At 44.6% G+C, this 25,200-nt stretch carries 15 protein-coding genes; 5 read left to right on the top strand and 10 right to left on the bottom strand.

Annotated elements, in window-relative coordinates; all coding sequences use genetic code 11:
- Positions 1-373 precede the first annotated feature (373 nt).
- A complete protein-coding gene (locus BCU07_RS14925) occupies positions 374-2,353 on the bottom strand; it encodes a replication initiator protein RctB domain-containing protein (protein WP_017065140.1) in 1,980 nt (659 codons plus the stop codon).
- 1,259 nt (positions 2,354-3,612) lie between these two features.
- Here BCU07_RS14925 and BCU07_RS14920 point away from each other — a divergent pair.
- The 4 genes from BCU07_RS14920 (at position 3,613) to BCU07_RS14905 (ending at position 10,087) form a co-directional block, all read left to right on the top strand.
- Complete coding sequence (locus BCU07_RS14920; RefSeq protein ID WP_017061213.1) at positions 3,613-4,830, top strand: ParA family protein; 1,218 nt, start codon at positions 3,613-3,615, stop codon at positions 4,828-4,830.
- 5 nt (positions 4,831-4,835) lie between these two features.
- The gene (locus tag BCU07_RS14915) at positions 4,836-5,810 is read left to right on the top strand and encodes a ParB/RepB/Spo0J family partition protein (protein ID WP_017061212.1); all 975 of its coding nucleotides are present in this window, start codon (positions 4,836-4,838) and stop codon (positions 5,808-5,810) included.
- Positions 5,811-5,903: 93 nt separating this feature from the next.
- The gene (locus BCU07_RS14910) at positions 5,904-7,997 is read left to right on the top strand and encodes a GNAT family N-acetyltransferase (protein WP_102428097.1); all 2,094 of its coding nucleotides are present in this window, start codon (positions 5,904-5,906) and stop codon (positions 7,995-7,997) included.
- Positions 7,998-8,416: 419 nt separating this feature from the next.
- Positions 8,417-10,087, top strand: coding sequence for a DUF342 domain-containing protein (locus tag BCU07_RS14905; RefSeq protein WP_102428096.1), 1,671 nt, complete (start codon positions 8,417-8,419; stop codon positions 10,085-10,087).
- Between the two features lie 123 nt (positions 10,088-10,210).
- On the opposite strand, the gene BCU07_RS14900 is transcribed toward BCU07_RS14905, so the two are convergent.
- The 6 genes from BCU07_RS14900 to BCU07_RS14875 form a co-directional block, all read right to left on the bottom strand.
- Positions 10,211-12,325, bottom strand: a complete 2,115-nt coding sequence (locus BCU07_RS14900; RefSeq protein ID WP_102428095.1) for a type I secretion system permease/ATPase — start codon at positions 12,323-12,325, stop codon at positions 10,211-10,213.
- A gap of 18 nt (positions 12,326-12,343) precedes the next feature.
- Positions 12,344-14,254 (bottom strand): LapD/MoxY N-terminal periplasmic domain-containing protein, encoded by a 1,911-nt coding sequence (locus BCU07_RS14895; protein WP_102428094.1) that lies wholly within the window; start codon positions 14,252-14,254, stop codon positions 12,344-12,346.
- A gap of 5 nt (positions 14,255-14,259) precedes the next feature.
- Positions 14,260-14,928, bottom strand: coding sequence for a transglutaminase-like cysteine peptidase (locus BCU07_RS14890; RefSeq protein ID WP_019823329.1), 669 nt, complete (start codon positions 14,926-14,928; stop codon positions 14,260-14,262).
- 59 nt (positions 14,929-14,987) lie between these two features.
- Positions 14,988-16,379 carry an HlyD family type I secretion periplasmic adaptor subunit gene (locus BCU07_RS14885; RefSeq protein WP_017061206.1) on the bottom strand — a complete coding sequence of 464 codons (1,392 nt, stop codon included), beginning with the start codon at positions 16,377-16,379 and terminating at the stop codon, positions 14,988-14,990.
- A 112-nt stretch (positions 16,380-16,491) separates the two neighbouring features.
- Positions 16,492-17,778 carry a sigma-54-dependent transcriptional regulator gene (locus BCU07_RS14880; protein WP_017066341.1) on the bottom strand — a complete coding sequence of 429 codons (1,287 nt, stop codon included), beginning with the start codon at positions 17,776-17,778 and terminating at the stop codon, positions 16,492-16,494.
- An 84-nt stretch (positions 17,779-17,862) separates the two neighbouring features.
- Positions 17,863-19,770 carry a sensor histidine kinase gene (locus tag BCU07_RS14875; protein WP_102428093.1) on the bottom strand — a complete coding sequence of 636 codons (1,908 nt, stop codon included), beginning with the start codon at positions 19,768-19,770 and terminating at the stop codon, positions 17,863-17,865.
- Positions 19,771-19,937: 167 nt separating this feature from the next.
- Here BCU07_RS14875 and pdxH point away from each other — a divergent pair, with 167 nt between their 5' ends.
- Positions 19,938-20,573 carry a pyridoxamine 5'-phosphate oxidase gene (pdxH, locus tag BCU07_RS14870; protein WP_017061203.1) on the top strand — a complete coding sequence of 212 codons (636 nt, stop codon included), beginning with the start codon at positions 19,938-19,940 and terminating at the stop codon, positions 20,571-20,573.
- A gap of 102 nt (positions 20,574-20,675) precedes the next feature.
- Here the strand turns inward: pdxH and BCU07_RS14865 are convergent, their stop codons facing one another.
- The 3 genes from BCU07_RS14865 to BCU07_RS14855 all read right to left on the bottom strand — a co-directional run bounded on the left by BCU07_RS14865 (position 20,676) and on the right by BCU07_RS14855 (position 25,001).
- A complete protein-coding gene (locus BCU07_RS14865) occupies positions 20,676-21,458 on the bottom strand; it encodes a PAS domain-containing protein (protein WP_102428092.1) in 783 nt (260 codons plus the stop codon).
- Positions 21,459-21,823: 365 nt separating this feature from the next.
- Complete coding sequence (locus BCU07_RS14860) at positions 21,824-23,653, bottom strand: formylglycine-generating enzyme family protein (protein WP_102428091.1); 1,830 nt, start codon at positions 23,651-23,653, stop codon at positions 21,824-21,826.
- Between the two features lie 244 nt (positions 23,654-23,897).
- Positions 23,898-25,001 carry a PEGA domain-containing protein gene (locus BCU07_RS14855; RefSeq protein WP_017065149.1) on the bottom strand — a complete coding sequence of 368 codons (1,104 nt, stop codon included), beginning with the start codon at positions 24,999-25,001 and terminating at the stop codon, positions 23,898-23,900.
- Between the last annotated feature and the right edge of the window lie 199 nt (positions 25,002-25,200).

The raw sequence follows: 25,200 nt of genomic DNA, 5'->3' as shown, positions 1-25,200 counted from the left end.
CTTCTCGATCAAGCATCAAATCAGAATCTCACCAGAGCTAGATCCGTAGAAAGCATGATCGAGCCTTGATCATGCTTCGACGTTTAACTCTGTAAGCTATTGAATTTTAATGATTGACTGAATTTTAGGCAAAAAAAAGCGAGTCCCTTGGGAACTCGCAAAAATCTATTCAGTATGATGTAACAAAATATGAGCCAATCTATTAATCACAAGAAAGGACAAAGGTTGTCTATTCGGGATACATAATAATCAACTAGATGCGCTACTTTGTCATCACTTTGTCAGCGTTAGGTGCGATTTTAATCAGCACCTAATGTGTTCAAAACTATCCATTCAGCGACGGTAAAACAGGCTTATCGCGATAGGATAATGACTAGTGGCCAATCGCCATTTCATCGAGCGCAAGGAACACGTTTTCGTCTAAATGACCTTCATGAACTTGTTTACACACTTTACGACGCACCGCTAAACCAGAGATCAAACGTTCAATGGACAGATGTCGATTGCTGGTGCTATCTCGGTCGTTATATAGCTCAATCAAGCGACTCAGTGTTTCGTATGGGATAACGTCCTCCCCTACTCTCAACCAATCAAGCTTCTCAATGAGCTCTGAGCACTCTTCTTTGATTGAGGCATGTGAGTGCCCTGTCATAGCAGATAAAGCCGTTATGCTGCGTTCTAGAGCCTCTGCAGAGGTATATTTAGAGAGAGTAATCATGATCTCGTCAGCGTTGATCTCAACAGAGTGTTTACGCTGCTTAACTCGACGTCCCAATTTGCCTCTTGGCGACGGTGCTTTACGCTGAATGGGTTCAAACTCACCGTCGATAATCTCAGACAGCTCTTCCAGTTTCTGCTTAGACACCATTTCGTTACGAAGTGGGTTCGGCAGCGTTGGTGCCATATTACGCTTACCTGCGTTAGTGGTACGCGCTCTTGAGTAACGTAATACTTCTTCCACATTACATTTGATATCTACCTGATAATCGGTCGTTTTCCCTTTTTCGATCAACGCGGTGATCGTCAAGTGATAACCCCATAGATTAACCAGGAAGGTATCTTCTTGATCCCCGGCTTCACCCAATTTTCTGAGCTCGCGGATCAGATCCATCGAGAAACGACGCCAATCGATGTTACGCGCCAATTTCTGGTTGAGCTCACTGAGCAACATGCTATCTGAATGGCGACGTGCCATGCGGCTTCTAAAGTACGAATACACTTGGAAAACCAAGGTATGTTGCTTCAGGATTTCTGGCGGAAATAGGAAGAAATAGTCACGCGTCAGCAGCTCTTCGTAGAACGAAGGTTCCCAAACCAGGATGTATAGGTTCGGTTTAATGCGAATTTCGCCGTCAGAGCCTTCTGTAGGCGCTTCTTCCGATGCGGTAATGGTTCTAGCTAAGAATCGGAAACGATCACTCTTAAAGCCTTCTGGCATGTTCTCACTAAGCCAACGACCTGTAAGCTCGTGCAGTTGGAAATCCGTGAATTCGATACGATCAATACTGTCGCGGATAGAATCACGTGCAGGGCCGCTGTCTTTCTTGCCACGTAAAGACAAAATATCAGTGATGTAGAGTGGTGTTTTGTTTGGCGTGTGTTTCGCGTCTAGATGGTAATCATCTTGGTGATGATCATGATATTGAACGGTGAGAGTGAATAACGCGAATAGCGTCATCAGATCGTCAACGGTCATGATATTTTTAGAAGATCGTGTCTCGATCACAGCGCGAGTGCCAGAGATCGAAACCATGGATTTCTGGTAGCTCTTACGAGTTCTAGGTGGCGCTAACGCTTGATCAATAATCCCCGCCCAATTGGTTGGCGAAACAATGAATTGATCCGCTTCATCTTTCATCGTTGGTGGGGTATTCAACCCATGTTCATTCAGTAAGCGCTTGTTTACTTTGGTTTGAGCTAGGGCTTTAGAGCGCTTTTGCTTTTCATTTTGCTTCACGCTTTCTGTCACTAAGCTGGTGGCACCCAGCACCGATATCAATTGGTTTGGGTTCACAAAGCGATGCAACATGGTTTTACCAGCAAGGCCTTCTTCAAAGCGAACGGGGATTTGTTTGAACAATCCGATATTAACTGCAGCTCTCAGCCTTTGCTGTAAGGCTGCGCGAGTGACTTGACCATCGGTTGATTCAATAATCTCAGTGGTGGAAACGTACCCGTCTTTACTGCTAAACCCACGAAGTGAAATTAGGTTAAGAAGCTCAACTATGCTTTTGGTGACACCTTTGAAGTGTTGATATTGTTCTATCCATTCAACGGCTGTTTCAGATACCTCAAATAAATGACCATCTTTGTGGCTTCGTGCCTTAATTAACAATTTCTCTTCTGGTTTCATTTTTGATCCGTATCACACTAACCGTAATTTCACTATAGTTCCTGAATGATAAAGAAAGAATGATCATAAATAAAGAGAATTTATTGGCTTTTAAATAACTGATCTTTTTGATTAATATGATCTTAAATGATTAAGTGATCTAATGATCTGGACGTAACCTTGCTTATAAGTGGCTGAATTTAAAGCATTAAAATAAATCGCCTTGGAAAGCATGATCATAAAGGTTCCGAAACTATGATCATTAAACTTAAGAAAGCATGATCACAGAACATCAGAACGATGATCATTAAGTCATTGTAAGCATGATCATTATTGGTTCGAAAGCATGATCATTATACTTATACAGCTTATCCACAGATCGGAATTCAACATCGGTTTCTAAGTCGCTTTTGAGTTGTCTAAGTGGACACTTGTGGTGGCAATCTATCGGAACAATGATCAAGAGAGCATACTTTTTTATCGTTCCTACCCTATTGAGTGCAAAATTTAGTCTGTATCCGCTGGAAATGGATTGCTTTGATGTATTTAGAGCGGGTGGGTCTTAACTAGGAAGCATGATCATGAAATTGTCATGTTTGTGTATTCTTGGTCTGTGTCGATTGAATTTTCAATCATTGAGCCCTTATAGGCGTTGAATCCCCATTCCAAAAGCATTTGTCCGTAACTTAGTTCATAAATTACATGCTTCCGGAACTATGTTTACTTGATCATTTTTCCGGAGGTTGATCATTTTCAATGTGCAGTTGCTCGGATCAATATTGCTCAGTTTACGCCTTGATCATGCTTCATAATTTGGCGTTATCAATTATCTTACACTGGATGTGCTCCATGATCATTCTTCCGGTTAGGTTCCAATCCTCTGTTGTTTTTTGACACCCCATCTTCTCTTCTGTTTTGAATTTTTTGGTCATTGAGTGTTTTTTAATTTTTATTGGATTGAAAATCTATAAATTCGAATGCAAATCACACCAACCGTAATCTACGGTTGTATTTCAATCGTTCCGAAGGTTTTTCGTTGAAATTCCATTTACATTGTAAATAAGTGATGCTGTAACATTTTAAATGTAGACTAGAAATAGCATGGTTATACATGATAGAAACAGTCATTTTTGTGTTTGTCTAAGGCGATGTTTCATCAAATTGTAAAAACGCGGTCTATTTTATGTGATTTTACTCATAAATGTATGTTCATGTTTTTGTTGTGTTTGTTGTTAATCGCTGTACAATTTGTACTTAGTTAATCATTACGGAAACTGGCAATGAAAAGAGAACAAACGATTGATAAGCTCTATCAGCTAGCCGAACAAACTCAACAAGTTCAGGCTGACCGAATTGAGATTATTTTGGAAGAGCGAAGTGATGAACATTTCCCTCCAATGTCTAAAGCTATGATGGAGACTCGTTCTGGTTTAACGCGTCGTAAGCTCGATGAAGCGATCACTAAACTTGAAGCTGATGGCCATCAGTTCACAAAGAACAACGCTAATCATTACTCGATTTCATTGACAGAAGCTCACATGTTGATGGACGCGGCAGAAGTGCCGAAGTTCCATGAACGTAAGCAGCACGCTGACAATAAGCCATGGATTATCAACGTACAAAACCAGAAGGGTGGTACGGGTAAATCAATGACAGCAGTTCACTTAGCCGCTTGTTTGTCTCTGAATTTGGATAAGCGCTACCGTATCTGTCTGATTGACTTGGACCCACAGGGCTCTTTGCGTCTGTTCCTAAATCCACAAATTAGTGGGGCAGAGCACGACAGCATCTATTCTGCCGTCGATATCATGTTGGACAATGTGCCTGAAGGCCAAGATGTCGATCTAGAGTTTCTTCGTAAGAACGTACTATTGCCAACTCAGTATCCAAACCTGAAGACAATTTCTGCTTTCCCAGAAGATGCGATGTTTAACGCTGAAGCGTGGCAAAGCCTTTCACAAGATCAGTCACTTGATATTGTTCGTCTGTTAAAAGAGAAGCTTATCGACAAAATCGCCGATGATTTCGATGTGATTATGATTGATACCGGCCCGCACGTTGACCCTCTAGTATGGAATGCAATGTACGCGTCGAACGCACTTCTGATTCCATGTGCAGCTAAGCGTTTGGATTGGGCTTCAACGGTTAACTTCTTCCAGCACTTACCAACGGTTTACGAAATGTTCCCGGATGATTGGAAAGGTCTCGAGTTTGTTCGTCTAATGCCAACCATGTTTGAAGACGACAACAAGAAACAGGTGTCAGTTCTGACGGAAATGAACTACCTGTTGAATGATCAAGTAATGATGGCAACCATTCCAAGAAGCCGTGCTTTTGAAACCTGTGCTGACACTTACAGCACGGTTTTCGATCTAACGGTAAGCGACTTTGAGGGCGGTAAGAAAACTCTAGCTGTTGCTCAAGACGCAGTACAAAAAAGTGCTCTAGAATTAGAGCGTGTATTACATAGCAACTGGCCTTCACTTAATCAGGGATAACAACAATGGCAATTAAAACATCTGACTTAAATGCAAAGCTATTTGGTAAAGCAAACAAACGTCGCGTAGCAACACCACAAGAAGCGCAAACAGCGGCAAAAGAACAGGCTCAAGTGATTGAGCTTTCTGTTGCTGGCGAAGATTTGGTTTCATTTGAATTGGTTCGAATTCCTGCGGCTGAAGTGGCAACTCGAACGGTTGTCTTTGAAGAGAATGCTCGTGAGCAATCTTTCTTAAACGAGCACGCGCTTTCTGATGTTCTTACAACATTGAAAGAACGTGGTCAGCAATACCCAGCAGTTGGTCGTAAGAACAAAGACGGTAAGATTGAAGTTCTTGATGGTAGCCGTCGTCGTATGTCATGTATTTTGGCTGACAAAGAGTTCCTAATCTATGTTGCTGAAAACATTAACGGCGAACACGCTAAATTCCTATCAGACGTAGCTAACGCTCATAAACCGCTTTCTCTTTACGAGAAGGGCAAAGAGATGCAAGCGAAGCTGGACAAAGGCGAAGCTGAAGACCAGAAAGCACTGGCAAAAATGTTCCAGTGCAGTGAAGCTTTGGTGAGTGGTGCATTGAAAGCAGCCGCTTTGCCACTTGAATTGCTACAAGCTTACCCAAATGTGAGCGACCTTGGTCGTCCAACTATTGTTAAACTGCACAAGCAGTTTGGTGGATTGACGAGTGAACAGCAGCAAACACTGCTGACTAAGTGTGATGCTTCTGAAGGTTTTGTATGGCAGCGTAGCGAAGCTCAAGGCGTAACTCGTCTAACCAAAGACGTGACCGAAACATTGGAAGGTTGGATTCTTGAATTGGCGCCAGCGCCAGCGAAGAAAGCTTCTCCAAAAGTTGAGCTTATTAAGGGCCGCGTATCATACAGCCGCAAGGGTTCAAACTTGGCGTTGAACCTTAAGAAAGTTGATGACGCAACAATGGAAGAAATCCTCGCCTTCGTACAATCGAAGCTCGACTAAGTCGACGACTTTTCATTACTCCTCTAAAGCCGCTTTATGCGGCTTTTTATTTGGCTGTGATAAACTGTGTTTAGATGAACCTGGACGCTAACTATGACAAACCCAACCAACACTTTTCTACATACACTTTCTAATATTGCTCAGCATAACGATCACCGTTACGGCGTGGTCTTTGATGGCGATTTTGATTGGCAAAACTCTGCTGTTTTTACCTTCCTTCAAGATTCAAACACTCCGAGCATCTTCCAGGTTGGCGGTACGCCATTTGAAGGTGTGATTCATGCTCCAGTAAAAAAAGGCCAACAACTGCTTGGTCGTGAGTGCCAAGTTCTTGTTTGTGATTTTAGAGAGCAGTTCGATGCGAATGGTTTTAGTGCCGCGTTGGGTTCGTTAGTTGGTGGTGGGTTGTTGTTGGTGTTGCCGCCAAAAGTTAATGCCTCTGAAGATAGTGAAAGCTTTGGCCAACGTTGGTTAAAACGTCATTTCGATAAACTGATTTCTGTTTCACAACATAATGAAGCCGGCGATGTAGTTCAAGCAACTCACGCTCTTCCTCAGATGCAAAGCGCCCAAAACGGATTGGATAAATTTGAACAGCAAAACACGGCTGTTGAATTAGTCAAAAAAGTGGTGTCTGGACATCGTAAACGTCCTTTGATTCTCACTGCGGATAGAGGGCGTGGTAAAAGCTCGACATTGGGTATTGCCGCAGCGCAGCTGTTAGTTGAGCGTCACGGTTTTAATATTATTGTTACTGCGCCTTCAGTGAAAGCGGTAGAGCCGGTATTTTCTCATGCTGGCCAAGGGTTAGAATCTTGCGAAGTGGTCAACGCTACTCACATTCGCCATCAAGGGGGAAGTTTGAGATTCGTCGCGCCAGATGAATTACTTAAATCCAAGCCCGATTGTGACCTTCTATTTGTTGACGAAGCGGCTACAATTCCAATTCCGATGCTTAAATCCATGGTCGACATCTATCACCGTATGGTTTTTTCGACCACGGTACACGGTTACGAAGGCAGTGGACGAGGGTTCGGTATTAAGTTTGAGTCTTGGCTTTCTGAGCATCGTCCGGGGTGGAAAGGCTTTAAGCTCGAACAACCGATTCGTTGGAATAGCAACGATCCGCTAGAAGCTTGGTTGTTTGATTGCTTCCTACTTGGTAATGACGCATCAGTCACTGAATCGGCGGTTGATGAAATCGAAGGCTTTTCTGCTGACGCAATCAACCAATTAAACTTGGGCGAGTTATCAAAATCAGAATGCTTGGCTAATCCTGAGCAGCTACAACAATGTTTTTCTCTTCTCGTGGATGCGCACTATCAGACCTCGCCAAATGACTTAATGCAATTTCTCAACAATCCAGCAATCCGTTTATACGCCGCTTGGCAGCAAGATAAATGTTTAGGTTGTATGTTAGTGACGGAAGAGGGTGGTTTGGACAGCGAGTTGATTACTCAAATTCAACTTGGAAAACGCAGGCCTCAAGGTCACCTTGCTCCAGTATTACTGGCAAACCAACTTGGCTGTACTCATGCGGCGAGCAGTCGTTGCCTTCGAGTGATGCGCATTGCTGTTTCAGCGCGTCATCAAGGTTTGGGTATTGGCCGTTGGATGTTGGCTCAGTTATCACAGCAAACCAGCCAAGCAGATTATCTGGCGACAAGTTTTGGCGCGACCAGCGAATTGATTTCTTTTTGGCGTGGTAGTGAATTTGAAGCTGTGCACATCGGCCACCAGCGAGATCAGGCCAGTGGCTGTCACTCGGTTCTGATGGTTAAGGCGCTTAACTCAAACTCTCAAGGCTGGATAAGCCAAGTTCAAAATCACTTCGAGCGTAGCTACTGTTTTCTTGTTTCAGGTTCTTTGGTTTCACTTGAAACCGATATGGTACGAGCGCTGCTGCCAAAGAGTGTTCACACTGTTAGCGAGTTTGAAACTCAGTTAGTTAGAAATCACGTGAACGGTGGCAACAGTTATGATGCGATCAGCTTCAGCGTACTGAACTTGATTCTACTCAGCAACGATCGAAACATAGGTATTTCTGACTTACTCATCGCAAAGGTTGTTCAGCAGAAAGAGTGGGGGACTTGTGTCGAACAGTTTAATCTTGTTGGTCGTAAACAAGCAGAGATTCAGTTTCGTAAAGATGTCGATGTTTTGCTAGCAAATTTACAGTGTAAATAGGCTAGCCATCATTTAAATAGACTGACCGCTACAAATTAGATTTACAGTGTAAATTAGAATCTTGGATTTACACTGTAAACTGAAGCTCCATATTCAAATCCGTTTTTACCCTGATTATCTGTTACATCACTTCTGTTTCATCTCTCCACTACAGCCTTTAATCTTCTAAAGCTATTCGCCTTTACTATCTAGCCCTACATCGAATCAACATTCAATCGCACGAAATATTCTGAAAAAATTTTCCTATGTATTTGTAAAGGCGAAGCAGATCATAAAATGTGTAAGTCTTATTTATGAGTCATGTTTGCAGAGTCGAAAGTAAGTGATGTGACGCTGATTATTCTAATAATGTGATACTCAGCGCAGAATGAATTATATAGACTGAATAACAACTGAGTCATTAGGGATACTCAATTCGAATGTGGGATAACATCGTTACATTGTCGGAAGACAAGCAACAAGTAATGGCATGTCTGCCAACCGGGACTGTGGTTGACGCAAGCTTTGATAACAAGACGCTGCCACCAACTTTGGAAGCTTTGAATGCATCAAACTATTTTCTTTTCGAAGAAGAGGTGTTGCGTTTCGTTACTCTTGCTAAAGAAGGTAAGGGTGAAGCTTATGAAGGAATCTTGATTGCCGAAGTTCGAAATGCCACTGTTGCGGTCGAACTGTCTGATGATGAGATGTTGGCGAGCCTCGTGGTCACTGGTCCCTACAATGGACACCCACTGCGTGGCAGCGACATCATTCATTGTTTATCTCAAGCTCAAATAACAAAAGGAATAAATAAGTTAGCGCTCAGAAAAGTTCTGATGATGAGTAGCAAACTTAAGTCCGGTGAAAAGTTTACTCAGCCCGTAGCTAAAGGGACACAACCAGTAAAAGGTAAAGACGCTAAGTTTGCCGCTTTGGTTGAAGACATTACTCGCCAAGTCTTGAAGCCTCGCAGCAAAGACGAAGGCAAGATTGATATGCGAGACTTGGGACAAACCATTACCGTTGGTCAAAATGATCACTTAATGAAACGTACCCCCGCTACCAAAGGTATCGCTGGCTTTACCGTTCAAGGCCGAATTATCCCACCGCTTCCTGGACAAGACAGTTTAATCAAGCCTGGAAAGGGCACCTACATCTCCCCTGAAGATCCCAATTTACTACTCGCCTCACACCCTGGATTGCCCATCATTAAAGATCGAACCATCGAAGTGGATGACGCCTTATGTGTCAGCAACGTCGATGTCTCAACTGGGCACGTTAAATTTAAAGGTAATGTGTTTGTCTCTGGCAACATCGAGCCGGGTATGATCGTCAAGGCGACCGGAAGTGTTACGGTTGGTGGCTTTATCGAATCGGCCGAAGTTCAAGCCCAGGGGGATATCAAAGTCGCCAAAGGCATTATCGGCCACACGACTAAAGAGAGTGAGCCAAAAAGTTGTAAAGTACTTAGCAAAGGTTCTATCACCGCAAGTTACGCACAGAATGCTGAGCTACAAACGGCCAATGACCTTCGACTTGGTGTGCACAGTATGAGTAATGACATTCGCTGTGGTAACAACCTTATCGTGATGGACAGTTTGAAAAAACACGGCACGCTCAGCGGTGGTGAAGCCAAAGTCGGCGGAAAGGTCGAATGTGTCTTCTTAGGCGTTGAGGGAGATACCGCCACCAAGGTACATGGTTTTGCGCGCTACGATGGCTACCGCCAAAAGATAGCCGAGCTGAAGGAAACTTATAAACATACGCAAGAGCAAACCATGGGTGTAATTCGCCAAGAGTTAGAATTTAAGAAGCGCCCGAAAGCCGAGAGAAGCGAAGAGCAAGCCCTAGAAATTGAGCAGCAACGTGAGAAGAATAACCTTGCAATAGAAAACACAAAGTCTCAGCTAGATACACTCGAAGCGGAGTTTGAAACCAACCTTGCTGAATGCACGGTAGAGGTTCACGAAAAAGTGTATACCCGAGTGACGATTCAATTTGGTGATGAGACAGTCACAACCAAGCGAACCCATGGCGGAAGTGTTTTCTCATTCAACCAATACGAGATCCAATGTTCATTCAAGATGGAGCAAGAGGATATTGCTTTGTAGACTTTTGTGCTGAACACAAAGTTACGTATGGTTAAGGTGCCGATACTGACAAATAAAAAAGGGGAGCTGATGCTCCCCTTTTGGTTTCTACTGATAATGATTTATTTAGGTAGCTTGAGCACTCTAGCTTACTGCTCTCACTCGACCTTGTTTAAGGTCTGAAAGAACCTGTGCTTTTGGACCATCTGCAATGATGCAGCCTTTCTCCATTACGATCACTCGATCGACAATGTCCAACATCGACGTTTTGTGTGTAATCAGAATTAACGTCTCGCTTGGTAGCAATTGGTTAAGTTGGTGTTTGATGTGCATCTCTGAACGGTTATCCATAGCACTGGTCGGCTCATCCATCAACAACACTGGCGGACGGCCAAGGAAGGCTCTAGCAATGGCAATTGACTGACGTTGACCACCAGACAGCAAGGCACCACCTTCACCCACTTGGCGTTCCAAACCTGCCGGATCTTGTTGAGTAAACGCGGTTACCCCTGCACGGTTTGCTGCATCCATCACGTCACGGTCATCTACTAAAGGGCGACCTAAAGTAATGTTGTCTCTTACCGAACCGTAGAACAAGTTACTGTCTTGCGGCACACAGCCTATATTGCGTCGTACGTCGACATGATGCAGTTGTTCCATATCGGTGTCATCAATGCGTACATGGCCCTCTGTGGGCTTGTAGAGGCCCATAATCAGACGTTCTAGTGTGGTTTTACCTGAACCGATACGTCCAATGATCGCCACTTTCTCACCGGGTTTAATATTGAGGGTTAAGTCTCTAATTGAAGCCACTGGTGAATCTGGGTAGTGGAACGTCACTTTATCTAGCGCGATATGGCCCTGAATAATCGGACGGTGAATGTAGCGTTTACCTTCTTCTTGTTCATCAGGCATCGACATCACTTGCTCAATCAGAGTCATTGATGACTTTGCTTGGTTGTAACGAGTCGAAAGCAAAGACAGCTGAACAAGCGGGCCAATCGCTCGGCCGCTCAACATGGTTGCAGCGATCAAGCCACCCATCGTAAGTTCACCTTCTGCAATTAGATACACGCCAAAGATGATCATACCAACGTTAGTACTTTGCTGAACAAAGCCGGCGGTGTTTTGGATGCTGTCAGTGATGCGTCGACTTTTGATATTCCAATTCGCCATGTGAGCAACGGCTTCTTCCCAACGGAATTGGAATTGGCTTTGCGCACTGAACAGCTTAACCGTCTCTAACCCTGCCAAACTCTCGATTAAGTTCGCGTACTTCTGCGAAGCAAGACGAGAGCCTTCCTCAATGGTACGGCGCAGTGGACCTTGGATTAGCAATGCATAGACGATCAAAATGACCACGCCAGCAACGGGAACAAACACAAGGTTTCCAGCCATTAACCAAATTAGCGCTAAGAACATCAGTGCGAAGGGGAGGTCGATTAACGAGCCAATGGTTGCAGAGGTAAAGAATTCACGAATGGATTCGAACTCTTGCAAGTTTTTAGCGAAAGCACCGACAGAAGCAGGCTTCGCTTCCATACGAATCCCCAGTACTTTACTGAACAGTTTGGAGGAAATGAGAATATCGGATTTCTTACCGGCAACGTCAATGAAGTAGCTGCGCATCAATTTGAGCAGCAAATCGAATAGGAACACGACAAAGATACCACTTGCCAGCACCCACAAAGTTTCAAAGGCGAGGTTGGGAACTACCTTGTCGTACACCAAGCGTGTAAACATCGGCGCGGCAATCGCGAAGATGTTGATAAGAATGGAGGCAATCAACACATCTCGGTAGATGTTTTTAGATTCCCAAATCGTGCTCCAAAACCAATGCCCTTTACGTGTTTTTAGAACTTCTGGTGAACGTTCATCATAACGGAACTGTTTCTTTACCAAGAAGTAGCGGCCGATGAATTGTTCTTTCAGCTCTTCGACAGGAATGATGATTGGCACCATTCCGCTTTCCGCAGTAATGATTTCCGCTTCTTGCTTCTCTAAATCGATACTGTTGAGAACGCACGCCTCACCTTGTTTAAGTAGTAAGACCGCAGGCAGTATCAGGTGAGGAATCTTTTCTAAGTCGGAACGGTTTTCTTTTGCCACTAATCCTGCTCGTTCAGCAGAGCGTGGGAATAGGAAAGGGGTTAGCTTTCCATCGGATAGTGGTAGCCCATTGATCAACGCTTCGGGCGAGTTAGCTAACCCGTAATACCGGCTAACGTAGATCAGTGAGTTCAATAGTGGATCTTGCATGTGATATAACCCTTACAACTATTTATCAACAATGAAGCCTTGGAACACTTCTACGTAGTTATCAGACAGAATATCTAGCTGAGTCTGAGTTTCTATTCGAGACGCGATGGTGGTGACGCCTAGGTTGTGAGCGGTTCTAGAGATCGACGTTAAGGTAAACTTCTGTTTTTCGTCATCAAGGTTATGTGTGAACAGGTAATCTAGCTTCACATAGCTTGGACGGTATTCGTTGATGTAATCCAGTGATTGGAAGTTACGTCCGTAGTTATCGACACCAAACACCGCTTCAGCGTTGCGAATGGTGTTACACAAAAGTGCCGTGTAGTGCGGAACGTTGATGAAGCAGTTTTCTGGAATCTCAAAGTGCAGCAGGTGAGCGATTGAAGCATTCTGTTCAAGCGTCTTACCGATCCAACGGATGAAGCTTGGTTGAGATATACTGCTTGGCGAGAGATTAATAGCGACTGGGCTGGTTACTTCTTTTGCATTGAGCTTTTCAACCATCTTCTCAATAACGTATTGGTCGAGAATGTGGCTCATTTCAAGCTGTTCTAGCGCGTATAGATACTGGTTAGCACCGTAACGCACGCCATCTTTTTCAATCGCAGAGAACACCTCTTGGTGATACGTTTTACCAAAGGCATTGTTTGCAGCCTGCAGACGGAAGGTAATGAGGTCGTTGATGATCGCTTCTTCAACCAACATACGCCATTGTTGTTTGCCCATCACTGCGCCGTGATCGTCTGCGGTTACGTAGCCGTAAGCAAGTTCTCGATTCGCCTTGGCACTTGAAAGTGCGTTATCCACCAGCGACATGATTTCAGTACTGGTTTTACGCGTGTTGCTGTATGTCACACCAAGAGCAATGTGTGGGTTCGCAGTGCCTGTTGGGTCTGAACCTAGGCTCTGGATACAGTTTACGATGCTGCTCGCGACAAGTTTCAGTTCGCTCTCATCAATGTTTGGCATGATGAAACCAAATTCGTCACTAGAAATACGAGCGATGGTGATGTCTGGTGATGAAATTGAAGCTTGCAGCTGTTCAGCCAGTTGATGAACCAAGGCATCACCTTCTTGATAGCCCTTTTCATCGTACTCTTCACTGATAAACTCCGCTTTAAGTACCGCTAAACCACCTAAGCTCGACTCCTCTAACCATTGAGTTAACTGAGACATGTAGTAAGCACGGTTACCTAGCTGAGATACAGGGTCGATATATGCTCTTTCACGTAACTTCTGAGCTTCTTTCGCTTGGTTTTTAAATGCCAGTTCAACTTGAGTCGACATGTGGTTGATACCATCGACAACCAAGGTGAGATCTTTTGTCTTTGGACGAGCCAGAGGTTCGCCAAACTGATTCTTGGCGATCTGATCCATCTTGGTAATGATCAACGAGAGCGGGCGTAAAGCGCGCTTAAGGATCCAAGAGATAGACACCAAACCGAGCAAGAAGATCGTGCCAAATATGCTCAGTAAGCGGATGAATGCTTGCCAAAGTTGATCGTAGGCAGGGCCTGGGTGACTTACTATCTCGACCTCGGCCAATTGCATCCAGCCACTGGTGATCACGCGGCGGTCATGAACAGGCTCGAACAGGTTTAGGTTGGTAAACCACTCTGGTACGCCAGTTGGCTTTACAGGGTATGAGCGGAGAATGTCTTCACCGCTATCGAGAAAGATCAATCGAACGACTGAGTAAGAACTGCCATCAAACAGGGCGTTGATAACAGACTCCACTGCCACCTTGTCCTTTTCTTCTAGGTAAGGGGCGAGAGCCAGTCCAACAGTATTAATGGTATTACTTACCTCAGAGCGTTGCTGCTCCTCTAAGTATCCACGGGTGGTATTGAATTCGATCATAAAAACTGACGTCATCAGCAGTATGAACACTGCAACCATCCCGACCACAAGCTGTTTATATAAAGTCATTGTACCTACTCATCGTAATTGATAATGGGTTTGTTTAATTTTAGAGAGCGCTCACGTGAACGTAAGTCGTTCCATAAGCTCAATCTTGAAGATTTCCCTGCCAATTTGCCGCTGCCTGCTGCCGACTTGATCAACCAAAGGTTTTTACCGTTAAAACTGTAAATTGGTCGTAGATCTGGGCGTTTGGAACCGCGTTTAATTTCAGGGTTTAAGTTGTCCAAAATTAATGGCTCTGCACTCGGTGTTGAGTAGTAAGCTAACACCATGTGGAACTGGTTTAGTTCCAGTGCTTTTACGTACACTAATCGTAATTTCTTATCTGGGACGCCCAGTTCAAGCAAAGAGAAGTATTTTGCGATTGTGAAGTCTTCACAATCACCGGCGTTGCTGCCTAAAAATTCCAGTGGTGTTGCCCAGTAGTCATTCTTTCCCCACAGTATGTTGTCATCGACAAAGTACATCTGGTTGAAGAACTGGTTCACCGACCTGAGCTTCTCTTTTTCACTTAATCCGTCGTATGACGTCATATTTGAGCGCCATGTTGCCACTCGCTTTCCGGCTCTATCGCCGTAGGTTTTGGTCACTGCATCTATCCACCGTTGGTCGCTCTTGTTGAGCGCCACAGAGGTGAAAGAGGTGAGGACCAGCAGCAATAGCGAAATCCGAGACTTCATAGCCTCTGCTCTTGTCTATTTGCTGTGTATTGAAAGGCGTTATCAAACATCAAACGTCATTACTCTTTTAGTGCATTGTTTTGAGCGCTTAATAGTGGCTTCAACATGTACTCAAGCACGGTTCTTTTACCCGTGATGATATCGACAGAGGCGGTCATACCTGGAATGATTGGCAACTCTTCGTTCTGTCCAAAATTGTGTTTTTCGGTGCGCACGCGCACGATATAGAAGCTATTGCCTTCTTCATCTTGAGTGGTATCGGCACTGATGTGCTCTAACACGCCTTCTAGACCACCGTACTTAGTGAAGTCATAAGCACTGAATTTAACGATGGCAGTCAATTCTGGGCGTAGGAACGCGATATCTTGCGGGGCGATTTTCGCTTCAACCAATAGAGAGTCTTCTGTTGGTACAATCTCAACGATGTCCATACCCGGTTGGATAACCCCGCCGACAGTATTAATACCCAATGTTTTAACGGTGCCTGTTACAGGAGAAACCACCACGGTACGGTTTACTCTGTCTTCTAGGCCAACGGCAGATTCGGTCATTGCAGAGAGCTTGTCTTGGGCTTGATTGAGTTTTTCTTGTTGTTCGGAGCGGAAGTTCAGTGCGGCGTCAATACGGCTGAGCATGGATTCTTTGATTGCTGAGCGTAAAAGAGGAATTTTTAGCTCGCTCGAAGTCATTTCTCGGCGAGTGTCGTTCACTTGTCTTTGCAGTTTAAGTAATTCAATTCGTGGTACCACCCCTTCATCGGCGAGAGGTTTGGTGATATCCAGTTCTTGGCGAGCAAACTGGTAGCTCTGTTTTAGGTTTCGAACACGCGCTTTAATCTCAACTAGGTCTTGCTGTTTCTGTTCAACTTGTTGATCAAAAACGGAAAGCTGGTTTCTCAGATTATTGAGATCTTGACGGTATTCTGCTTTTTGACGATTAACCAGTTGAGGTTGAAGTTCATAGAATTTAGGTGGGAACGCAAGCTTGCCATAATCGAGAGTGACACTTTTCTTCCATTCTTTTTCAGAGAATTCTTCATTGATGACAACACTGGTCAGGGAAGCGGAAAGCATTAACACGTTGGCGGTCAAGTTCGCGACTTGTTGTTCACGTTCGCGGAAGTCAGAACGGAATCGTGTGTCATCGATTAACAGCAGTTGTTGACCTTTTTGAACGCGTTGGCCTTCTTTAACTAAGATTTCTTTAACCAAGCCACCTTCAAGGTTTTGTACCACTTGGATCTGAGAGGAGGGGATCACTTTGCCTTGGCCAACGGTAACTTTGTCGATCTCTGCCCATGCAGACCACCCAATAGCAGCAATAAAAAACAGAACGATCACCCACAACATAATTCGCGCACTGGTGGGCGTATTGAGGAGTAGTGCCGCTGTTTTATCATCGACATACTCAAGCTCGGTCTCGTTCAATTTGCTGAAATTTTTCTGACTCATAACAGTCCTTGTTCGCTAAATAAAAGTGCAAGCCTATTGAGTGTATTCTTACTTTTGATAAATGTTAAGATTTTACTCCTTTAAATCTTTGAATTTATATATTTTTTAAGACTTATCGGTTCTTGAAATCTGTTTTATCGAGTTGGTGCTTTCTTAGTTTGTCATACAGTGTTTTTCGCGACACCTGCAGCTCTTGTTGTACCTCTTTTAAACGACCTTGATGGCGATGTAGCGCCTCAATCAAGATAATTTGTTCAAAGCTATCGGTGCGTTGGTTCAACGACTGTTGTTGCTCTTCAATGCTCATATCGAGTTCATTTTGCTCATCAGTATCGCTGTCGAGCGACGGCTGCTTAATTTGAGTCAGCACTCTGAGTTCAGCATGTTGGCGAAGCTGACGAATGTTCTCCGTCCAATGCGTTGCAATGAGTCGCTGAATCTCTTTTTCTGTAATGACGGGTGGCGGCAGTTGATAGCGACTGGCTGCACCACGAGCAAAGTGTTTGAACAAAGAGCCAATATCTTCCGTTCTTTGCGCCAAGGGTAGTAAATTAAATCGGCGCAGTTCACCTGTAATTGTAGTAGGAACTACTGTAGTTGCGATAATGATACAAGTTGCATTGGTCTTGCATGAGTTTTCACGAAGTAGAGTGGGTTTTAGGTTCGCTAACCACAGCCATTGATCCTGAGTTAGTGCTTCTGTCTCATGGATATAGAGTGTTCCACCTTGATGCTTCAAGAACAGTTGCAAAATAAACTGATGGAATGTCGCTTCGTCACTGCGTGGCAAATTAAACGCAGCGACAGGGCAAAGCTCCGCGGTTTGATGACTGTGTAAATCATGGGTGTATTGTGCTGTGACCCTTTTCCCCGTCCCTAAATCACCAACAAATAATAGAAGTGGGTTAGTTTTGGTATCTAGGGTGATCAATTCTCGGCGTAATGCCTGCATTGATGGTGATTGACCAATCAGTTTCGGGCCAACCTGATTTTGCATTGCCAACTCTTTACGCAATAGGTTGTTCTCTTCAACCAGTGCGAGCTTATCTGCGGCTTTTTTAACGGCAGTGAGTAGGGCATCGACCACAAATGGCTTTTCCAGAAAATCGTAAGCACCGGCTTTCATCGCTGATACCGCGGTTTGCACGTCACCATGTCCGGTAAGTACGATGACCTGAAAATGAGGATTTTGACTCAGCAACTTTTGCGTTAATTGAATGCCATCCATTACCGGCATGTGAATATCGGTGATGACAATTCCGGCTTGCGTGGTATCTATTTTCTTTAATGCCTCAATAGCATTGGGAAAGCCGACGATATCGATACCTTCAATGAGCATGGCTTGTTCTACCGAGTCTCGAATGGCGGGTTCATCGTCGACAAAATAGAGTTTAGGCATAGAGTGCAAAAGCCGATTCCTTAGCTGTAGGTGAGATTAGCAGTAATGTGAAATTCGTTTTCCGTTAACAATAACAACGGCGTGTTAGCGCTTATCGTTATATAACGGGATGTTTAGCGAGAATACCATGCCTGAAGGCTCTAACCGGTTCGCGCTGATCGTGCCGTGATACGCTTCAATAATCCGTTTCGATATTGAAAGCCCTAGCCCTAAACCTTCCGGTTTGGTGGTAAAAAACGGGTCGAACAGCTGTTCTAGTTTGTCATCTGGCATGCCAATTCCGTTATCCCAAATGATCAGCTGACAAGAGTCATGATGCAGTTGCCATTCGATGCCTATCTGTGGGCTAGCCTGTTGGTCAACGCTTTCCAGGTTTTGTTGCTCCTGCAAGATTTTCTGTTCAAGAACTTGATGTTGCAGCGCTTGAGTCGCGTTGTGAATCAGATTCACCAGTACTTGCTCGAGTTCGGTTGGATGAATCGCAATATTGATGTCATCTGGCACCGTGCTTAGCCTTAGCGTAATTCCTTGCTTGATCATCAGCGCACTGAGAATGCTAGTGGCGTTGTTGACCGCTTGGTGCAGGTTCGCCATATGATGCTCTTGTTTAGTGACCTTGCGAGTAAAGACTTTGAGTCGCGCGATGATGTCGGTAATGGTGTTGTTGAGGCCAATCATTTTCTCAAGATTGCTTTTCACCAAATCGGTTCGTTCCATTTCAAGCAGTTTTAAGCTGTTCTCACTGTAGGTTCGCAACGCTGCAAGCGGTTGGTTGATTTCGTGGTTAATGCTCGCTGACAGCTCGCCGAGTACCGCTAATTTCGCGGTTTGTGTCAGCTCTTGTTCTGTCTGTTTCAACTTGGATTGCGACTCTTGGTATTGAAAAAGGGTTTGTTGCAGCTGTTGATTGGATTGCTTCAAGTAGTGAGTGCGTTTATCAACGGTTTGCTCTAGGTTTTGGTTGAGTCGGGTCAACGCCACTTTCGCGAGATAAGTCTGGCGCCACGACCAAGCGATGAGCATCACCAAGCTGTAAATCACCACGAAGATGACATCGATCTGCAAGATTTTAATAAGTTCAGCTCTGGTCTCTTTTAGGGCAACAACTTGGTACTGATTGTTGCTGATGGTAGCGGGGTAAAGATTAAATGCACCAAGCTTGAATAACTGGTTGGCGGTGAGCTCTTTTCGGATTTCATTGGATTGAAGGTTGCTAGATTGATTGGCGTTGCTAGCTTCTGACTGAGATCTTGAAGAACGAAAGGCTTCGATGATCGAAATTTCGCTTTGACCGTATTGGCGTTGAAGTGCGATATCCGTTTGTTGTTGCTGCGTTAATGGCAACAATGAATGGTAAAGCCACGGAGCTTGGCTTGATAGAAAGACCACTTGGTTAGAGTCGAGTACTACGATCTCAAAATCGTCGCTGGTCAGGATGTTTTCGAGATTTTCTAAGCTCACTTTTACCGTGATAACGCCAACAACTTCCTTGTCGATATACAGAGGTGAAGACAGAAAATAACCTCGTACGTTCGAGCGAGCGCCTAGCGCGACATATTGTGTGTTGTTACCTTGAATGGCAGAAGCAAAGTAGGGACGAAACGAGAAGTTCTCACCTACAAAGGTACGAGGCTTTTGGTAATTACTGGAAGCGACCACAGTACCGCTCGGGTCGTGAATATAGATGGTGTCGGCCTGGCTTTGATTCGACCATTCAAACAGCAATTGATTGAGCTGCGCGGCGGAAATCGATGAGTCAAAATAAGAGAGCAAGCGCGGGTCATGGCTGAGCAAATCTGGGATCTGTTTGAATTTATCCAATTCAGAGTCGATTTGTAGATTGGCTTTATTCGCTGCTTCATCGAGTTGCTGAGTGACGATTTTTTCTTGGAATTGCACTGCCATAAAGTGGGTTGCGGTCAGCCCTGCAGCTCCCAATAACAATGAGAATAAAACAAAGGGTGTCATTAGGTTAGGCAGTATTTTGGTCACTCGGATCTCAGCTTGTCATCGGTTTGTATAAAGATTATCAATATGATGGAGAGAGTACCGAGATCTTGTTAACACAGAGCACCTTCTGTGAGACAAAACCATGGCTTAGACTTGTGTTTCAAAGGATTACGGCGCAAAATCACAAAAAAATTTAAAGGAGCAAGCAAATGGAACTGACAGATATTCGTCGCGAATACGCTAAGGGTGGATTGAGACGTAAAGACTTGGCCGCAGACCCGATTGAGCAATTCAATTTATGGCTAGAGCAAGCCATTGAAGCGAAGTTGACGGACCCTACTGCCATGACAGTTGCTACGGTTGATGAAAATGGTCAGCCATTCCAACGCATTGTTCTGCTGAAGAATGTGGATAAAGACGGTTTCGTTTTTTACACCAACCTAGGTAGCCGTAAAGCGCACCAGCTTGAGCACAACAGCAAAATCAGTTTGCACTTTCCTTGGCATCCACTTGAGCGACAAGTTCATATTACGGGCACGGCTGAAAAGCTGACGGCTATGGAAAATATGAAGTACTTCTCGTCACGTCCAAAAGAGAGCCAATTGGCCGCGATTGCAAGTAAGCAGAGTAGCCGCATCTCAGCGCGTGGAATTTTAGAAGGTAAGTATCTAGAGCTTAAACAGAAGTTTGCCAAAGGCGAGATTCCTGTGCCTTCTTTCTGGGGTGGCTTCCGAGTTCGTGTGGATAGTATTGAGTTCTGGCAGGGTGGTGAACACCGCTTGCACGACCGTTTCTTGTTCTCACGCCAAGACAACAGTTGGGATATTGATCGCCTAGCGCCTTAGGCTGCTTGATCGCTTAGCTGCTTAACAGATCCAAAAATGCCGTTGATTAGACTGATCAAATCAACGGCATTTTTTTGTCTGCATTTTCAGATGAACAGTCAATCAGTTACTGTGAAGAACAACAGAGATCTGTTTTTTGAGCAGAGTTTCTGGGATCACTGAGCCCAATCCTGAATCCAATGCATACTCAATCAATTGGCTTTTACTGCGTGCATCAAACTTCTGTTTCAATCTGGCGACATGACCTTCGACCGTTTTGATTGAAATGTTTAACGTCAACGCGATGTACTGTGGTTTCTTGCCGAAAAGCAGTAAGAACAGCACCTCTGATTCTCTCGAAGTCAGCCGCTTTTGCAGTTTAGACACACGCGGCTCTGACCCCGCAAGCGATGCCTGATTGCCTTTTGTTCCTGTGGCCTGACAAACCCAATGACCAACCTCTAAGATCGCGGTATCGGTAAGCTCTTGGCCATAGAAGATGGTGCCTTGGACGTTGTCGTCATCATCAAGCCAAGGGGTTTTGGTAAAGATATGGGCGTGCCAGCGTCCGTCTGGATAGGGGTGAATATCGAGAATCTTAAGGGTACTGCGTGTATCCATTACATGTTTGTCTTGAGCCCTGAAATCTTGTGCGCACTCAGTGGTTTGACTGGGCATGTCGAAGTCGGTCAAGCCAGTACAAGTCTCATTGGGTTTTAAGCCAATCAATTGGTTGTAAGCAAGGTTGGCATACACGAAGACCGAGTCAGTATCTTTGCAGCCCCAGCAGCCTGGAAGTTGTTCGAATAAAGAACGATGTATGGAGTTGAGTGGATCTGGCAAGGTTTTATCTCGTAAGCTGAGGTATGGCAATGATATCAGTTTCTTATAGCGCTGCAATGGCAATTAGAGTACGAAAAATAAGGGGTGACTGACAGTTAAACGGACTGTTGATTAACTGTGTCAATCACGGAGAATCGATGGGCATAAAGGGTGATAATCAGGCAAAAAAAAGCCAGCCTGAAGAGGGGCTGGCTAAAGACAAGATATGCCTTGTCGACATGTAGAAGATTTTCAGCTTAATTTACGAGGGTCAGGCAAATTAAGCTGAGGCATCAGTTAGATACCCAGAGTGACTTACTACTCTATCGACGAATTTACTCCTAGGCGTACCTATGCATAAGGGGGGAATTCCCCTATAAACACGATTCAATGAGATAAATGAGAGCCTAGAGTAAATATTTTAAAGTAATGGGCGAGCTATCGAGAGCTTACAGCTCTCGTAACACTCTAAAGCCGAGGTAGTTGGCTGCTGTTGAAGGCGCAACGTATAGCTCGTTAAATACTTTGGCCTCTTCAGGAGAGAAGCTCCACGCGCCACCTTTGGCTAGGCCCTTTTGAACGGTTGTCCACTCCCATACATTGCCGACCATGTCGTAGAAGCCTGTTGGTGTTGGTTGGAATGACTTAACCGGAGATGTACTAACGTTTGACCATGGTGTACCCGCCCAGCCAGTGTTGGCTTTGCCTGAACGGAATTCATTGCCCCACCAGAAGTTGGTGTCTTGGCCAGCTCTTGCTGCAGCTTCCCACTCTTGTGGTGTTGGCAAGCGGTAAGTGAAGCCGGTGTTTTTAGATAACCAACGTGTATAAGCTTTGGCATCGTTTTGGCTAACACAAACTACCGGTGAGTTATTAGCTTGCTTAAAGCCTGGGTTCTGCCAGTCTTTATCTGAAACGGTTGTGATCTCTGCATTGACGAATGTATCGCAGGTGTTCATCAGCTCAGCGTCTGTCTGGTAGCCTGTGTTTTTTACGAATGCTTTGAAGTCTTGAACACGGGTTGGTGTTGCGGCTAATGCAAACGGCTGTTTGATCGTCACTTGTTGTGCGTTATTTTCACCCAGTAGGTAGCGACCCGAGCCGACAACAATCATTTCAGGGCTCTGAATATCGTTACCCATCGGATCGGCAAACTTGGTGCCGACATTTAATGAATTCTGTTTCGCTTGCAATACGGCTCGTAGGTTGTGATCGCGGGCTATCTTCAGCTCTTGATGGAAAGAAAGGTAGCCTTCTTTTTCGATCGTGACCATGTGTTGGCCCGTCGGTAACATCACTTCAACCGGTGTACTGCCATAGTTCACGCCGTTGATAGAAACATTGTCGTTGTATTGATTTGAACGCACCACCAAGTTAACCCAAGCAACTTCTTTTTGCTGGTCGTTGGCTTGTTGCTCGCTTTGTGTGAAACAGTTTGATGACTGAATACCAAGCAGGCGACAAGGTGTGTTCTTATCTGGACGAGTTTCTAGGTTCGCCGCAATCACCGCTCGGTAACGGTTATCTTCAGAGAAGCCAGAGGATTTCACTTTGTGTTGCAGAACGTGAATGTTCAGCGAAGCAGACGCAAGGTGCTCTTTCACTGTTTTCGATTCAGTCGCGTTATCGATTAGGCTGTGTTGGAATTGTTTTACCGCTTTTTGAAGTGCCAAAGTCACCGTTTGGTCTGAACACTGCGCCAGTGTCATATCGCTGCTGCAACGGTTGGTAAAGCTAACAGTTTGCTCTTCCGTCTGAGTGATCTCGTATCTTAGTCGCTCTGCTCTTGCTCTTAGCTTGTCTTGGTTTAGGTTTGCGATTGAAGCTTCTGCCGCGGCTTTCTCGGCTTGGATAGCCTCAAGCTCCATCACCAAGCCTTGCTGCTTTTGCTCTGAGTCTGAAATCGCAAGTTTGCCTTCTTTTACGGTTTTCCAAGCGTCTTGGAAGCGTTTTTGAGCAAGCGAGATATCGAAATCGGGATCATCAATCATGCGCGTGTAATCTTGCTCTAGGCTGGCTTTTGCCTTTGCGAGTGTTTGCTCTGCTTGAGCTGATAACTCAGCTAGACGTGCCGTTTGCTGCGCCTGATTGTCGACTTCGTTTTGTTTGTCGGCTAATTTCTTTTCAACAGCCGTTAAGTCGGCATGCTTTTCAAAAAGTGAGCTTTCAATGTCGGTGACAGATGACGCGATCGCTGGTGGTGTTGCCTCAGCAAAAACAGCTGGCGTCATTAAGCATGGAGCAAGTGCAAATAATAGAGTAGGAAGACCTTGGCGCATGATGGGCTACTTCAATCGTAATTTAGGTTAATCGAATATTCTAAACGAGAACGCCATTTCGTCTGCCGCTACTGTTTATAACGATAAAACAAGGTTATAACGACCATACAAATTTGTAACGATCATACAGTTTATAACTATCAACAAAATGGCGAGTGTTCATTCAGCTTTGTGAAATAGGCACGGCTATCTGATATCGAGCTAAGCGTTTTGAATTGGCTCAGGCTCTATATACAAAGGGTGTTTAGCTTTCTTTGCTAGGAAGAAGCTTAACCCAAATCGTGTCGCTGCCGTTGATGGTAACTGTGCGGTTGTAAGACTCGTAACCTTGTTTTGAAATGGTTACTTGGTGACGACCACTTGGTAGCGCAACCTCAAGAGGGGTGCTGCCATACTTAATGCCGTTGATGGTTACTGAGTCGTTGTACTGATCAGAACGTACCGTCACGTTAGCCCACTGTTTGTCACTCTTCTTAACGACTGCTGCGTCACTGCCTGTTAAACAGTAGCGAGTCGAAACATTCAATAGGTTACATGCTGCAACTGCTTCAGGTTTTGCTTGAAGTTGAGCTTGCATCTGCATGAAGTAAGAGTTGTTACCAGAGAAGCCGCTCTTGATCGCTTGGCTGTCTTGAACATGGATATTCAGCTGAACACCTTGTAAGTTTTGCTTCGCAAGTGTGCTTTCTGTGAGCTGCTCAAGTAATTGGCTCTTGAACGTTTGCACGGCTTTTTGATTGGTCAGGTGTTTACCCTGTGCAGTACACTCACCAAGTGTCATTGTTGATGAACATGTGGTGGTATAGCTGGTTTCAAGCACCGCACTTTCACGCAGTTCTGTTGCGATACGTTTTACGCGAGCTTCAACTTTTGACTCTCTCAAGTTTGCCAGCTCATTATTCAGGCGAGCTTGCTTTTGCTTGATTTGAGAAAGGTGAATTTCGCTCTCGTTGATCGCTTGTTCGTTATCTAGCTGAGACGATTGATTCTCTTTAACCGCAGCCCAAGCGTCTTGGTAACTTTTCTGGAAAGAGACTAAATCTGTTTCTGGATCTTCAAGCAAGCGACTGTACTGTTTGTCGAGTACAGACTTGGCTCTGTTACGTTTTGCCTTAAGTTCTTCACCTTCGCGCAACAACTTGCTGTTCTTGTTTTGAAGTTGTTTTAGGTTTTCAGTCGCCGATACTTTGGTTGCTGAAATACGCTCAATATCTGAGTTTTTCTCTGTTAGCTTTGCATCGATAGCTGAAACGGGATCGACTTGATTCAGTTCTTCAGCGGATACCGATGCAGATACCCAAAGTGGGGATAGCGCAAGTAAAAGCGCTGAAATTCGAAAGTTAGTCATAGGTCCCTGCAACTTGTAGATTGAAAATTGGCTCGTTAATAAAGTGTCTACTTCCTAGTTGTGAGTCACTAGTTATTAGCAATTAACACAGTACCCGTCTTTATACCGTTTTATTGCTATCCAATCTACTCAAAAGCCAAGTTTCGGTACTTCGGATACACTTTTTACAGGCTTATAGCCAATTATTTGAGCTATATAA

Source organism: Vibrio sp. 10N.261.54.E10 (assembly GCF_002877735.2).
Classification (GTDB): Bacteria; Pseudomonadota; Gammaproteobacteria; order Enterobacterales; family Vibrionaceae; genus Vibrio; species Vibrio crassostreae_C.
The sequence above is the reverse complement of the archived record's forward strand: the minus strand, read 5'-3'. Positions and strand labels throughout refer to the sequence as shown.